The sequence below is a fragment of the Bradyrhizobium uaiense genome, assembly GCF_010811875.1.
GTDB classification, from domain to species: domain Bacteria; phylum Pseudomonadota; class Alphaproteobacteria; order Rhizobiales; family Xanthobacteraceae; genus Bradyrhizobium; species Bradyrhizobium uaiense.
In genome coordinates this window covers 1-219 of sequence record NZ_VKHP01001236.1, presented here as the reverse complement: position 1 = coordinate 219, position 219 = coordinate 1, and the positions used below count along the sequence as shown (strand labels likewise).

1 pseudogene is annotated in these 219 nt (G+C 58.0%); it reads left to right on the top strand.

Annotated elements, in window-relative coordinates:
• Positions 1-219: pseudogene (locus FNJ47_RS55865) on the top strand (IS701 family transposase); the annotation flags it as partial.

Sequence of the window (219 nt, the reverse complement as noted above, 5' to 3'; positions counted from 1 at the left end):
ACGGATCTGCGCACACTAGCCGCCACCATCAAGGCAAGATGGATTTGTGAGCAGGCGCATCAGCAGTTGAAGGAGGAACTCGGACTTGATCCCTTCGAGGGGCGATCATGGAAGGGTCTTCATCGTCCCGCCCTGATGACAATGATTGCCTACGCCTTCCTGCAGCATCGTCGCCTCGCACACGCGGGGCGGAAAAAAAAGAATCAACGGCCCTCCGCC